This window comes from Jeotgalibacillus malaysiensis (assembly GCF_044789845.1).
Taxonomy (GTDB): Bacteria; Bacillota; Bacilli; order Bacillales; family Jeotgalibacillaceae; genus Jeotgalibacillus; species Jeotgalibacillus malaysiensis_A.
The window spans coordinates 3,080,386-3,094,969 of record NZ_CP085252.1; the positions used below are offsets into that span (position 1 = coordinate 3,080,386).

13 protein-coding genes and 1 riboswitch are annotated in these 14,584 nt (G+C 45.5%); of the genes, 7 read left to right on the top strand and 6 right to left on the bottom strand.

The features are described from left to right. Window positions 1-8 precede the first annotated feature (8 nt). Complete coding sequence (locus LG330_RS16005) at window positions 9-1,388, bottom strand: MATE family efflux transporter (protein ID WP_404405582.1); 1,380 nt, start codon at window positions 1,386-1,388, stop codon at window positions 9-11. Further along, a complete protein-coding gene (locus LG330_RS16010; protein WP_404405584.1) occupies window positions 1,372-1,839 on the bottom strand; it encodes a MarR family winged helix-turn-helix transcriptional regulator in 468 nt (155 codons plus the stop codon). Before LG330_RS16010 ends, LG330_RS16005 begins: the two co-directional genes overlap by 17 nt. A gap of 148 nt (window positions 1,840-1,987) precedes the next feature. Between LG330_RS16010 and LG330_RS16015 the strand changes: the two genes are divergently transcribed. Then, window positions 1,988-3,544 carry an ABC-F family ATP-binding cassette domain-containing protein gene (locus tag LG330_RS16015; protein WP_404405586.1) on the top strand — a complete coding sequence of 519 codons (1,557 nt, stop codon included), beginning with the start codon at window positions 1,988-1,990 and terminating at the stop codon, window positions 3,542-3,544. 255 nt (window positions 3,545-3,799) lie between these two features. Here LG330_RS16015 and proC read toward each other — a convergent pair whose 3' ends face one another. Next, entirely contained in the window at window positions 3,800-4,609 is an 810-nt protein-coding gene (proC, locus tag LG330_RS16020; protein ID WP_404405588.1) for a pyrroline-5-carboxylate reductase, read from the bottom strand. 463 nt (window positions 4,610-5,072) lie between these two features. On the opposite strand from proC, the gene LG330_RS16025 reads away from it, so the two are divergent. The 5 genes from LG330_RS16025 (at window position 5,073) to LG330_RS16045 (ending at window position 8,820) form a co-directional block, all read left to right on the top strand. After that, window positions 5,073-5,420, top strand: a complete 348-nt coding sequence (locus LG330_RS16025; protein WP_404405590.1) for an ArsR/SmtB family transcription factor — start codon at window positions 5,073-5,075, stop codon at window positions 5,418-5,420. 18 nt (window positions 5,421-5,438) lie between these two features. Continuing rightward, a complete protein-coding gene (locus LG330_RS16030; RefSeq protein ID WP_404405592.1) occupies window positions 5,439-6,734 on the top strand; it encodes an arsenic transporter in 1,296 nt (431 codons plus the stop codon). 357 nt (window positions 6,735-7,091) lie between these two features. After that, window positions 7,092-7,511, top strand: a complete 420-nt coding sequence (gene arsC, locus LG330_RS16035; RefSeq protein WP_404405594.1) for an arsenate reductase (thioredoxin) — start codon at window positions 7,092-7,094, stop codon at window positions 7,509-7,511. A 91-nt stretch (window positions 7,512-7,602) separates the two neighbouring features. Next, window positions 7,603-7,887: a HesB-like (seleno)protein gene (locus tag LG330_RS16040; RefSeq protein ID WP_404405596.1), complete on the top strand. Its 285-nt coding sequence runs from the start codon at window positions 7,603-7,605 to the stop codon at window positions 7,885-7,887. Between the two features lie 126 nt (window positions 7,888-8,013). Beyond that, window positions 8,014-8,820, top strand: a complete 807-nt coding sequence (locus LG330_RS16045) for an alpha/beta fold hydrolase (protein ID WP_404405598.1) — start codon at window positions 8,014-8,016, stop codon at window positions 8,818-8,820. A 50-nt stretch (window positions 8,821-8,870) separates the two neighbouring features. Here the strand turns inward: LG330_RS16045 and LG330_RS16050 are convergent, their stop codons facing one another. The 3 genes from LG330_RS16050 to LG330_RS16060 form a co-directional block, all read right to left on the bottom strand. Next, window positions 8,871-9,827, bottom strand: a complete 957-nt coding sequence (locus LG330_RS16050) for a RimK family alpha-L-glutamate ligase (protein ID WP_404405600.1) — start codon at window positions 9,825-9,827, stop codon at window positions 8,871-8,873. A 12-nt stretch (window positions 9,828-9,839) separates the two neighbouring features. Further along, window positions 9,840-10,898: an LLM class flavin-dependent oxidoreductase gene (locus LG330_RS16055; protein ID WP_404405602.1), complete on the bottom strand. Its 1,059-nt coding sequence runs from the start codon at window positions 10,896-10,898 to the stop codon at window positions 9,840-9,842. A gap of 81 nt (window positions 10,899-10,979) precedes the next feature. After that, window positions 10,980-11,083: riboswitch (SAM riboswitch) on the bottom strand. Window positions 11,084-11,203: 120 nt separating this feature from the next. Further along, window positions 11,204-12,475, bottom strand: coding sequence for a hemolysin family protein (locus tag LG330_RS16060; protein ID WP_404405604.1), 1,272 nt, complete (start codon window positions 12,473-12,475; stop codon window positions 11,204-11,206). A 626-nt stretch (window positions 12,476-13,101) separates the two neighbouring features. Between LG330_RS16060 and LG330_RS16065 the strand changes: the two genes are divergently transcribed. Continuing rightward, window positions 13,102-14,475 (top strand): dipeptidase, encoded by a 1,374-nt coding sequence (locus LG330_RS16065; RefSeq protein ID WP_404405606.1) that lies wholly within the window; start codon window positions 13,102-13,104, stop codon window positions 14,473-14,475. Window positions 14,476-14,584: the final 109 nt, after the last annotated feature.

The window sequence follows — 14,584 nt, forward strand, 5'->3', positions numbered from 1 at the left end:
TGTTTTCGTTAACTGTGCACTTCCGCCTGACGCAATTTTGGTGCAGGCATTTTTTGAAATAAACTTCTCCGATCTCTCCAGACAAAGAAGAGCGATAGCAGAAACGCAAGTAAGTCTGCAATCGGGAAAGCAAGCCAGACACCAGTTAATCCAAGGAAGGTTGGCAGAATTAACACAAGCGGAATTAAAAAGATCAGCTGCCTTGCCATAGACAGGATAAAAGAAATTTTCGCTTTTCCGAGCGCCTGATACAGTCCACCTGTAACCATCTGGAACCCGATAATCGGTACGATCAGGAAGATAAAGCGCATTGCTTCTTCCCCTCCTGCAATGACTGCAGGATCCGTTGAAAATACTGACATCATGGCACCTGGGAACAGCATGGTTACTGCCCATACAAATATCGCCATCACAGTCGAGATCCCAATCCCAAGCTTTAACGTTTCACTTACACGGTGGTGCAGCTTCGCACCGTAGTTATATCCAATGATCGGCTGCATCCCCTGTACGATTCCAAACATCGGCAGGATCGCAAACATCATAATACGGTTAATAATCCCGAAGATTGCCACAGCAGACTCCCCGCCGTAAATGACAAGCATCCAGTTCACCGCAATAAACATCAGACTTCCTGCAGTCTGCCGCACAAATGTAGCGGAACCGATCTGCGTGATTTCACGCACCACACGCCAGTCCGGCATAAACCCGATCCATTTGAATTCGAGTGAGCTTTTCCCTGCACGGAAGTATAGATAAATCCAGATCGCTCCGACTGCCTGTGAAATGACAGTGGCAATTGCAGCCCCGGCCATACCCATATCCAATGTAAAGATAAAGATCGGGTCAAGCACGATGTTCAGTCCAGCTGAGATAATCATCGTCAGCATCGCCATTTTCGCATTTCCTTCAGAACGCACGACATTATTCATCGACATCGCAAATGCCTGGAAAATCGCTCCGTACAAAATAATCGACAGGTACTCTGCTGCATAAGGAAGGATCTCTTCAGTCGCACCGAATGTCACCAGAATCGGCTCTAAAAATACGAGCGCCGCAACAACCATCAGGACACTCAGGAACCCGACAAGCCAGATCACATTTCCGAAAATTTTATTCGCTTCATCGAGCCTGTTCTCACCGAGGCGTCTTGAAATAATAGACGCCCCACCAATTCCGATTGCTGCTGCAAATGCTGTAATAATCAGCTGCAGCGGAAAAGCAATCGAAAGTGCCGCAACCCCGACTGTTCCGACGCCTCTTGCAATAAAGAATGTATCCGCAATATTATAAAACGCCATTACGAACATTCCGATAAATGCCGGAACAGAAAAGCGCACCATCAATGATGAGATTTTTTCAGTCCCGAGTCTTTCACTCTGCTGCTTCATTCGATGTCACCTCGTCCCTTCCCTCGACTTCGCGTACTGCATTGCCTGCCATCCGCTTCAGCAGTTCAATCGCAAGCTTTTGCTCTTCTTCTGTAAAGCCTGCTGTTAACGTTTCAGTCCAGTACGCCATTTCCTTTTTTACAAATGACTCTATATCCTTTGCTTTTTCAGTCAGATAAATATAATTCGATCTTCTATCTGATTCATGCGGCATTCTTTTCACGTAACCCTCTGTCTCAAGCTTACGGACAGCACGCGCGACAGTTGCTTTATCAATATTTAACTCATTCGCCATATACTCCTGCGTCAAACCGTCCTGTTCAAAAAGCATCATTAGAAATTTTATTTGCCCCTGCCCGATTCCGTATTCAGCAAAGGTCTTACTTAAAAATATATAACTGTACCGGTGCACCGTTGATAGCCAGCGCCCGGCAGTGTGTGCGTGTTTCATCAATATCATCCCATTTCTATTACACTGCTGATTAGTATAAACCCATTTAGTTGCATACGCAACTTTACAGCTTCCGAAGGTTTTTAAGGTGGCGGGAATAGGTTACATCTATTATGATGTAGGAAGACTTTGATTTTGGAGGACAAACATGAGTGTACTAACTGTAAGTAAGCTGTCCCATTCATTTGGAGACCGCACACTTTTCAAAGACGTTTCTTTCCGGTTATTAGCCGGTGAACATATTGGACTTGTCGGTGCAAACGGCGTTGGTAAATCAACGCTGATGAATATATTAACGGGAGAGCTCATTCACGATGAAGGAAAAGTGGAATGGCTGCCCGGCACGCATTACGGCTACCTTGATCAGCACACACAGCTGACACCCGGCCGAACAATGCGCGAAACACTTGGTGATGCCTACCTTCCTCTATTTAAAAAGGAAGAAGAACTGAATGAAATCACAGGTAAAATGGCGGATGCCACGCCTGAAGAGCTTGAAACTCTTTTAGAGGAAATGGCTGAGATCCAGGATGCGCTGGATGCTGGTGACTTCTATACGCTTGATATTAAAATTGAAGAAGTTGCACGTGGACTCGGTCTTGATGCAATCGGTCTTGACCGTGACGTATCTGCACTGAGCGGCGGTCAGCGTACGAAGGTTCTTTTAGCGAAGCTTTTACTTGAAAAGCCGAAAGTATTGCTGCTGGATGAGCCGACCAATTACCTTGATGTCGAGCATATCCGCTGGCTTTCTATGTATCTGAAGGATTATCCACATGCATTTCTGCTGATCTCACATGACACGAATTTTATGAATGATACAGTGGACATTATCCTGCACCTAGAGTTTGCCCGTATGAACCGCTATACGGCAAGCTATGATAAATTTATTGAGCTTGCTGAGCTTCACAAAAACCAGCACCTGCAGGCGTATGAGAAGCAGCAGGAATTTATTAAAAAGCAGGAAGACTTTATTGCGAAAAATAAAGCGCGCTATTCAACAACCGGTCGTGCAAAAAGCCGTCAGAAGCAGCTTGACAGAATTGAGCGGATCGACCGCCCTGAAACAGCTGCAAAACCAACATTTGATTTCAAAGAATCCCGAGGCAGCAGCCGTTATGTTATAGAAGCTGAAAACCTTGAAATCGGTTATGACGAGCCGCTCCTGCCGAAGATGACGCTTGAAATTGAGCGCGGTGAAAAAATCGCTGTTGTCGGCTGCAATGGTGTCGGTAAATCAACGCTGCTGAAAACTATTATGGGTAAGCTTGATCCTCTGGGCGGAAAAGTGATTCACGGCGACTTCCTTTATCCTTCTTATTTCGAACAGGAAATGAAGCCGAAAGCGATCACGCCGATCGAGGATGTATGGAGCGAGTTTCCAGGCATGGACCAGCATCAGGTACGCGCTGCGCTGGCAAGATGCGGATTGAAAAATGAGCATATTTCACGCCAGATGAATCAGTTATCAGGTGGCGAACAGGCGAAGGTCCGCCTTTGTAAGCTGATGATGCATGAGAGTAACTGGCTGCTGTTTGATGAGCCGACGAATCACCTGGATGTGACAGCGAAGGAAGAGCTGAAGCGTGCGCTGAAGGCGTATAATGGAACGATTGTACTTGTGTGCCACGAGCCTGATTTTTATGAGGATTGGGCGACGCGGACGTGGAATGTTGAGGAGTGGAGCGAGAAGGTTAACGCTTAGGTTTGCTTTTGATAAACCGCAGGTGATTTCCGGGCAGGACTGCGCTTTCCGCGGCCGGGCGGTGAGCCCGCAGGCTTCGCCATGCTCGGTCTCACACGTCCCTTCCTGCCGCAGGAGTCTCCGTCCTGCCCTCCAATCACCTGCTGGGTATGCTAACTCAATCTTCTCTGTCTTTTGATTTTGAGAGTAAAAAACCAGATTGCATGGGAAGTTTATATGCTTTTCACACAAAAATAAGCAGCGCTGCGGCGCTGCTTATTTTTTGTTGCCTAGTTCTTTTACGGTTGTGGTGCAGCTTTCCATGGCTTCTAGGATTGCGCCTCTGAAGCGGTGTTTTTCGAGTGCTTCTGTTGCAGCGATGGTGGCGCCGCCGGGTGAGGTGACCTGGTCTTTCAGTTCCCCTGGATGTTTGCCGGTATCAAGGACCATTTTAGCTGCGCCGAGTACTGCCTGGGCTGCAAGTCTGTAGGCCTGATCACGTTTCAGTCCCTGACGCACACCGCCGTCTGCCATGGCTTCAATCATCATATAGACATAGGCCGGTGATGAGCCGCTGATTGCCGGGATGCTGTCCATCAGATCCTCTGAAATCACTTCTGTTTTGCCGAATGAACGGAACAGTTTGAGCACTTTCTGAAGCTCTTCTTCAGTGACTTCATCATTGACGCTAATCGCTGTCATGCCTTCTCCTGCAAGTGAAGGTGTGTTAGGCATCGTTCTGATGACCTTCAGTTTCCTTCCGGCAAATGCAGAGATGTCAGCAGTTGTAAGTCCGGCTGCGATTGTGATGATCACTGTCTCTGCTGACAAATGGGATTTAATTTCTTCAAGGATCTGCCTGTGGAGTCCCGGTACAATTCCTAAAAACAACAGGTTTGCTTCTGCGGCCACTTTCGTGTTGTCCCCGGTTACTTCAATGCCAAATTGATCTGATACTTTCACTCTTGTTTCTTTGGTTGTTGCGCTTGCGATAATCGATGAGGGTTTGACTGTTTTGGAGCGGATCATGCCGCCAATCATTGCCTGAGCCATTTTTCCGCATCCGATAAATCCGATTTGTGTCATGTGGTCCTCCTACTTTTTTGCTCTTGAACTGATATATAAAATGCCTGCCGTTACGACTGCAATTGTGATAACTGTTAAGATCAGCGATGTGCTGAATAACGGAAATCCTTCCATGGTCCATCTCCCTTTCGTCCCGGTTTTGTTTACTATCTCATATTTTCCCTGAAAGCTCTATCTAAAACGCTGTCATGTTTTTTAAGAGAATGAATAGGGTTTGACGATGTAAGGATGAGAGCGAATATGACTCCTTTTCGCGTGTATTGCTACAGGTCCGATGGGAAATGATACAAGTTCCCGGGTGTATCGCCACATCCCGGAAGCGGAATGCTACATCCTCAGCTATTATTGTTGCATCCCGCTCCTTGTTATATAAAATTTACAATTAAATTCAGACGAACATATTGCGTATATAAGCATATGCCTATATACTAATCAGCGGATGAACTAAATGGAGGTGTGAGCCATGCTCGCAAAGGAAGCCATTTCAATTGAAAAAGCTTCAGCCGCTTTAAAGCTGATGGGTGATAAAACGCGCTTGACGATGCTCCGTATTCTTGCAGATCATGACTGCTGTGTATGTGAGTTCGTCGAAATTTTTCAGATGAGTCAGCCTTCAGTCAGCCAGCATGTCCGGAAAATGAAGGACATTGGGATGATTAAGGAGCAGCGTAAAGGACAATGGATTGTGTATTCGCTGAACGAATCCTTTGAAGGTTATGACATGATCCACAGCATACTAGAACAGCTGCCGGCGCAGGATCACCATCTCGAACAGCTGATTGAGCAAGGGAAGCGTGTTTCCTGCAACTAAATTTAAAGGAGTCTGGTCATGGATGTATTTTTAGCAATATTGATTTTTCTTATTACGTTAACACTTGTCATCTGGCAGCCTAAGGGACTTGGCATCGGTTACTCCGCAATGGGCGGTGCTGTCATTGCCCTGATTCTGGGCGTTGTATCCATGCAGGATGTTGCTGATGTGACAGCGATCGTCTGGAATGCCACGCTGACATTTGTCGCACTCATCATTATTTCGTTAATTTTAGATGAGATTGGATTTTTTGAATGGTCCGCACTTCATATGGCGCGATTTGCTAAAGGCAGCGGGATCAGAATGTTTATTTACGTAACATTACTTGGCGCGCTCGTTGCAGCATTCTTCGCAAACGACGGTGCCGCACTGATTCTGACGCCGATTGTACTCGCAATGGTGCGTAACCTGAACTTTAAAGAAGCCATGATCTTACCATTTATTATGGCCAGCGGATTTATCGCTGATACAGCTTCCCTTCCGCTGATCGTCAGTAACCTGGTCAACATTGTTTCTGCTGACGTTTTTGGCATCGGATTTGCTGAGTACGCAAGCCGTATGATCATTCCGAACTTCTTCAGTATTGGCGCAAGTATTTTAGTGCTCTGGCTGTTTTTCCGTAAAAGTATTCCGGAAAATTATGATTTATCACAGCTGCGAAAACCACAGGAGGCACTCAAGGATCCGAAAATGTTCCGCCTTTCATGGGGCGTACTTGCAATTCTGCTTGTTGGTTATTTCACAAGTGAATTCGCTGAAATTCCGGTATCCATTATTGCCGGTATCATTGCGATTATCTTCCTCCTGATTGCGAGAAGAAGTCCTGCTGTGAATACGACAACTGTAGTAAAAGACGCACCGTGGGCCATTGTATTTTTCTCAATTGGTATGTATGTGGTTGTTTACGGACTGCGAAACGCCGGTTTGACGAGCCTTCTTGCTGATGTGCTTGATGCAACTGCTGACCATGGCCTGCTGGCTGCAACAATGGGAATGGGATTTATTGCTGCGTTCCTGTCTTCGATTATGAATAACATGCCAACTGTGATGATTGATGCGCTGGCGATCCAGGAAACTGCAACGACCGGAGCTGTAAGGGAAGCGCTGATTTATGCAAATGTCATCGGTTCTGACCTTGGACCGAAAATTACACCGATCGGCTCCCTCGCTACGCTATTATGGCTGCATGTACTGAGCAAAAAAGGCTTCAATATCAGCTGGGGCTACTACTTTAAAGTAGGAATTATCCTTACAATCCCAACACTGTTTATTACACTGTTCGGATTGTATCTGTGGCTGCTGATTATTTTGTAAGTATATATTCCTTTAATAACGCTGCCCCTCTCCGTGGAGGACTGCGCTTTCCTGCCCCCGGGCGCTGAGCCCGCAGGCTTCGCCATGCTCGGTCTCACCTGTCCCTTCCTGGGGCGGGAGCCTCCGTCCTCCACTACGAGGGGCAGCTGAGTAATACTTTCTTACTCAGGAGCTTTAAATTAAATAGAGTCGTGACTTTGTACAATCCTTTATATCAAACTAATGAAGCAACACCTAGCTGAGTGTTGGAGTGGAGGGCGAAGCCGAGGAGGCTCACCGCGCGGCCGCGGAAAGCGAAGCCCTCCACGGAAACACTCAGCGGTTCTTAAACCAAACCAATTTTAAGGAGTGTTTCTCATGTCTAAAAAAACATTATATTTCCTATGTACAGGTAACTCTTGCAGAAGTCAGATGGCTGAAGGCTGGGGCAAGCAATATTTAAGCGATGAGTGGAATGTGCTGAGCGCAGGTCTTGAAGCGCACGGACTCAATCCAAATGCGGTGAAGGCGATGAACGAAGCCGGCATTGATATCTCAAATCAGACATCTGACACGATTGATCCGGAGATTTTAAACAATGCTGATCTAGTTGTCACACTGTGCGGACATGCTGCAGACCACTGTCCTGTCACACCTCCACATGTTAAGCGTGAGCACTGGGGCTTTGATGACCCGGCTAAGGCGGAAGGCACTGATGAAGAAAAATGGGCATTCTTCCAGCGCGTACGTGATGAGATCGGATCAAGGATCAAGGAATTTGCTGACACAAGTAAGTAACAGACTGCCCGTAAAACAGCATCATACTTGCGTTTCTCTTCTTTTTCGCACATCATGAATGTATAAGATTAAGCGAGAAAGGAAGACATGTATGATTATCACAGATGAAGCAAAAGAAGCTTTCAAAACGCTATTTTACCAATATGAATCTGAAAATATCCGCGTTTATTTTGCCGGACAGGGAGAAGGCAGCCCTGAAATTGGTCTGTCATTCGATGTACCGGAAGAAAATGATGTGATCCAGACGATTAATGGCATTAAAGTAGCGATTGATCCGCAGATTTTATTCGTCGCAGAAGAATTGACGCTTGATGTGCAGGATACACCAGAAGGCCGGGGGATTGTCATGACCGGCGGACCTGATCAGATGATGTAAATAGCTTGTTAGATCCGCAGCCTCAGGGGTGCGGATCTTTTTGATGCAACTTCAAACTGTCAGTATCTGGAGTACATTAAAAAGTTTCGGGTATATAACTACTATCTTAATTCAGGAGGTTGTTTGATGTCACATCGAATTGAAGTTGAAAAAGGTGTATCACTATTTGTAGAAGATATCGGTGAAGGGCAGCCGGTTATTTTCATCCATGGCTGGCCAGTCAATCATCGTATGTTTGAATATCAGATTAACGAAATTGTGAATCTCGGATATCGTTTTATAGGGATTGATCTAAGAGGATATGGACAATCTGATAAACCGTGGAGTGGTTATAACTATGACCGGAAAGCGGATGATGTCAAAGCAGTCATTGACCATTTAGGATTAAAGAACGCGGTGTTAGCGGGCTTTTCAATGGGTGGACCAATTGCGCTCAGATATATGGCGCGACACCAGCAGCATGGTATTTCCAAGCTGATGCTGCTTGCCCCCGCTGCACCACGTTTTACAAAAACAGATGATTTCCCTTATGGTATTGAAGCCAAAGAAATCGATGGGATGATTGAAAGTATTCAAAAAGACCGTCCGGCTTTCCTGGATGAATTTGGCGATATGTTCTTCCACCAGGAGCCTTCAGAAGCTTTCAGGCACTGGTTTGGCACGCTCGGTCTGCAGGCATCTGCACACGGCACCATTCATTCTGCTGAAGCACTCAGAGATGAAGATGGACGCGGTGATCTTGAACATGTAACTGTGCCCGTCCTGTTACTTCATGGTATAAACGATGAGATCTGTCCAATCGACTTTTCTGAATATCTGCAGTCCCATCTGCAAAACGCAGAACTTGTTAAGTTTGAAGAAAGCGGACATGGACTTGTCTTTGAAGAAACTGAAAAGCTGAATGCAGAGATTCTGCAGTTTTTGCGTAATTAATCAATGAAAAAAGCCCTGTCTTCTGAACAGGGCTTTTCAAATACAACATGTTAAGCTTCTACAACCGAATACTCACGCTCAAGCTTTTTCTTCAGAAACTTCGCAAGTTCAAGCATCCCATACGTACCATAAGCCGCTTCAGCATCCGCATTGTAGTTTGTGTTTGTATTGATGTCATATACGTAAATCTCGCCATCAGCATCCTTGATAAACTCAATGCCTGCAACAGCTATATCATTTCTCGCCAGAAAATACTCAAGCTGCGTGATCAATAAGGGCTCTTTAAAGTCTTTTACCACCTGGAACTTAGACTTCTCCTCGACCTCTTCGCCAACCGGGCAGAACAGATCATCAATCTGGCACGCATCCGCCGGGCATAATTCAAAGCCCTCAGAAGTATCCACACGGACCGCATAGACAAATTTCCCGCCTACAAATTCACAGCGCGTAATATAAGATTCCGGCGACTCAATGTATTCCTGAATCAGCGTAATCCCGTCAACTGGCAGCTCGAAATCATCACTGTTCACATACTGCTTCAACGCATCAATCGAATGGAATAACTGCACGCCAAGCCCTTTACCTGCGCGGTTATGCTTTGTGATAAATGAAGGCTTATCAAGCTTTTCAGCCGCTTCTATAATCTGCTTGCGTCCGACCGCAGCAATCGTATCAGGAGTTTTGATCCCATTTAGCTGAAGTGCCGTATACTGATTAACCTTGCTCACTTCAAGACGCAGCGCACGTGAGCCGTTCAGGACGGTTCTGCCGTGCTGCTCAAGCCATGCAAGCACTGACTCTGTTAATTCCGGCGCAAAACGGTGACCACGCGTATGTGATGATGCGCTCATTCTGCTGTAAAAAATGCCTTCCGGCGGCTCTTTCGTTAAATCAACAATGCCTTCATCAAGATGCCATACTTCATAAGGTACCTCAAGCTCATCCAGTCTTTTCGTCAAATGAACCGTCCACTCATCATTTTCATGCAGTATATATGCTTTACTCATGCTGTTTCCTCCCTAAATGTTGATTTCCTGCTGAATCTTTCTCTTCTTCTCAACCAGTGGCATTACTTTTTCAGAAAAACGCTTCATCTCTTCAAATTGAGGCGAGAATTGAAGCAGTAACAGGTCAAGGCCTGCATTTTCAAATTCAATAATCCGTTCGGCGATCTGATCAGGCGTTCCGATCAGGTTCGGTCTCAGTCCGCGGTTTGATACAGAGTAATCCATCAGCTTTACCTGCTGCTCAAGCTGGGACTTGCTGACGAAATCATTGTAGCCTGCATATCCGCTCACATCTTTCACATCGGTGATTCGCTCAAGCTCAGTCTGCACTTCTTCTTCTGTGTCACGGCAGACAATAAATGCAGCCATTCCAAATGATCCAAACGGATCTTTTTCAGCTGCTGCGCGGCGAGACTTCATATCAGCAATCTTCGCTTCAATCTCTTCAACAGTACCGCCATGCATCACATAAGAGTCACAGTTATCAACAATTGACTGCTTACCGCGCGGGCTTTCACCGCCTGCATATAGAATCGGATTCGGACGCTGAACCGGCTTTGGCTCAAGCTTTGTATTTTCGATATCATAATATTTCCCTTTAAAGCTGAACGTGTCTTCTGTCCAGAGCCCCTTTAAAATCGTCAGGAACTCATCTGTACGTTCATAGCGCTCATCATGTTCTGTAAAAGCTCCACCGTACTGCTTCGCTTCCTCAGCCCACCAGGCAGATACAACATTTAGTGTGAATCGGCCGTTTGAAATGTGGTCGATATTTGAAGCCATTTTTGCAGCAACCGCCGGATTATGAAACCCGGGGCGGATGGCCGTCATGATCTCAATCTTTTCAGTAACTGCTGCAAGTGCAGCTGCAGTTGACCAGGCTTCAATTGAATCCCGCTCCGGTCCTTTTATATCGTTCAGGTAAAGTTCAGCGATTAATGTCGTATCGTAACCCCACATCTCTGCTGACTGAGTTACCTTTTTCGCATAATCAAATGTTGGTGGCATATTTTCATCTTCAACATTGCGCAGCCACCCGCCAAAAATCGGAAGCCAGAAACCGTATTTCATCCTGATCCACTCTCCTTGTCCTTGTTCATAAAATAAAAAAACTCCCTCTGCAACAGACAGAAGAAGAACCTTTGAACTCCTGTCTTATCTTTCAGGCAATGCCTGATGGATGTAGCACCTTTCTGACTAAGTCAGCGGTTGCCGGGCTTCACAGGGCCATATCCCTCCACCACTCTCGATAAGAGCTATTCACTTTAATACGCTAATCCTATAACATCACTTGGTATTCGTCAAGACCCAATGTGTGAATTTTCTAATCTATTCGCCCGACGAAACACTATTAAAAAAGCTGACGGCATCTGCCATCAGCTTTCAGTGTCTATATCTTTATCATCCGCAATCCCGTCAATGACGCGTTTTTCAATGCGGACCTTTGTAATTTTGTTTTTCTCCATTTCAAGCACGGTAAAACGCAGGTGCTGGAAATCAAATTCATCGCCTTCTTCAGGAAGATGGCCGATTTCTTTTAACACAAATCCTGCAAGCACATCCTGCTCTTCAGGAATTCTTGTTGAGAATACTTCATTTAAACGATGAAGATTTAACTTACCATGACAGACAATCGTTCTTTCAGTCAGCTCATCAATCCAGGACTCTTCTTCATCATCATTTTCATCGGCAATTTCCTGACCGATCATCGCTTCAATGATATCTTCATGCGTAATAATACCAAGCGTGCCGCCGTACTCATCCAGTACAATGGCAAAATGCTTTTTCGCCTGAAGCATGCGTTTGAAGATGCGTTCAATGGATGTTGTTTCCACTGTAAACAATGGATCATTATCCATGAAATCTGATAAAGGCTTCTCAGGAGTCAGAGACCATTCGATTACTTGTTTGGAATGGAACACGCCAATGATATTGTCCATGTTATCTTTATACACCGGGTAACGCGTGTAAGGATTATCGATCACATAATCACGCACTTCTTCAAAAGTTGTTTCAAAAGGAATACCAATAATATCAACACGCGGCGTCTTCATTGCATCGCCTACGTCTTTTTTCTGAAAATCAAGAACACCTTTGATACGCAGAGATTCATCCCCCAGAAATGTTCCTTCAGTTGAAGCAATATCAACCATTGTGCGAAGCTCTTCTTTTGTAATGGTTGCTTCTTTAATGTCCCCTCTGGAAAGAATCCGTATAACAATATTTGTAAATTTAGAAAGGAACCACGTTATTGGTTTAAAGATAACCATTAAAATACGGATCACTGGTGCTACAATGTAGGCAATCCGGTCAGCAAAAGTCGCAGCAATTGTTTTCGGCAGTACTTCAGAGAAAACAATGAGTGTAACGGTCAGAATACCTGTTGCGAGTGCAACTTCAATGTTGTATTCAATTGCAATAATTGTTACGAGCACAGGCAAAAGAATATTTGATATATTGTTCCCGATCAGAATGGTTGTAATCATCTGATCCGGCTTTGACACCTGCTTCAACAGCTTTTCAGCCGCACGATCACCCTGCTCAGCACGGGTTTTAACCTTCATTTTATTAACAGCAGTCAGTGCTGTCTCACTACCTGATAAAAAGAATGAGGCAAAAAGCAATGCAGCTATGGCTATAAATTCCAACGATATTCCTCCTGATAAAATAGCAATATGTAAAAAAGTAGATAGAAACAGCGTATACTATCCTGATTAAAAATTCCACTATCATTCACTGAAAAGTCAATCTTTTTGGGTTTAGATGGAAAGAAAATTGAATTGAGTTTCATTTAGGAGTAATGTTAAGAGGATTGGTGATCTGCCTTACGGGAGCGGCATTACATAATACCTAAAACAACGAAAGCCCTAACCTCTCTTTCGTCCTTGCAGCTCCGAAGCTGCGCCAGTGTGAATCAGATACTACTTTAAAACGTTCAATGCGTTCATAAAGTAATCTGGAATTTTTGGTCTGAATCGGTTCGGTGAGATAGAACCTTTAGAAGTGCACAGTTACTGCGTAGTAGTTTGAAGTACTGTTTCCGGGCAACGACCCCGGCTTTTTTAGAGGGTTTTTGCTTCAATCGGTGAAATAGCTTAACTGCTTAGCAAACTCAGAAGGTGAGTCGCTGAATTCAGGCCTTAGATTTCCAGACCTTGTTATTTAATTATGGCGGTTGGCGATATCCGCCTGATAACCGCTCCCGTAAAACGATCAACCATTAGCATAACAAACCAGCAACCTGCTGTCAACCTAATCAAAGGAGTGTTTCAATATGGCATTAGATCAATACTTTCGCGACAACCGTGACCGTCATTTAGCAGAACTGACAGAATGGCTTTCGATCCCAAGCGTGAGCTCCCTGTCAGAACACAAGCAAGATACGCTAAAAGGCGGCGAATGGATCGCAGAAAACCTGCGAAAAATTGGAATGGAAAATGTCCAGATCATCCCAACACCTGGTCACCCTGTCGTATACGGCGACTGGCTGCACGCTGATGGCGCACCAGCTGTCCTCGTTTACGGACACTATGACGTCCAGCCCGTTGACCCGCTTCATTTATGGGAAACAGAACCATTTAAGCCTGCGATCCGTGACAACAAAATCTTTGCACGCGGCGCAACAGATGATAAAGGACAATCATTTATGCATGTAAAAGCTGTAGAAGCTTTATTGAAGGAAAACAGCAGCCTTCCGGTTAATCTGAAGTTTTTAATCGAAGGTGAAGAAGAAATCGGCAGTGTAAACCTGCCAAAGTTTGTTGAAGAAAACCAGGACCTGCTGTCATCAGACGTGATTGTCATTTCAGATACAGGCATGCAGGAAAAAGGACAGCCTGCGATCTGCTACGGGCTGCGCGGACTTGCAGGCATTCAGATTGACGTGAAAGGTGCAAAAGGCGACCTTCATTCAGGTCTTTATGGCGGCGCCGTGCAAAATGCCCTTCATGCGCTTGTCAGCCTGCTTGACTCTTTCCGGGATGAAAACGGCGTGATACAGGTGGACCGCTTTTATGATAAAGTCGAGCCGCTTACTGACGAAGAAAAAGCAGCCTATGAAGCACTGAACTTTTCAGATGAAAATTTGAAAAAAGAGCTTGAAGTCAGCGAGCTGTTCGGTGAAAAAGGCTATACTTCACTTGAGCGCATGTGGACACGCCCAACACTTGAAATTAATGGCATGTGGGGCGGATTTGAAGGCGAAGGCATTAAAACTGTCCTGCCAAATGAAGCGCATGCGAAGATCACCTGCCGACTCGTACCGCATCAGGATCCTGATGAAATCGTTGAACTGCTGACAAAGCACGTTGAAGCGCATACGCCACCTGGTGTAACGGTCGAAGTAACACCATTTGATAAAGGTGCGCCTTACGTAACACCTTACGATCACCCGGCAATTCAGGCTGCCGGCGCCTCGTATGAAAGAGTATACGGCGTGCCGACCCAGTTCATTCGCGGCGGCGGCTCGATTCCGATCGTTGCGGTGTTTGATCAGATTTTACAGAAGCCGATTGTATTAATGGGATTCGGTCTGCCGGGCGAAAACTTCCACGCACCGAATGAACATTTCCATTTAGAGAATTTTGATCAGGGACTGCGGGTAATTGCTGATTATTACAGCACGCTGCCGGAGGTTTTGAAGAAATAAATTGAGCTTTGGACCGCCGCTTTTTTGAGTGGCGGTTTTTGCGTGGGACAGCTGACGGTTGAGGAAGGTTGGCGCGGGCAGATGCATGCTGTCCGGATAGGTCTTTTTA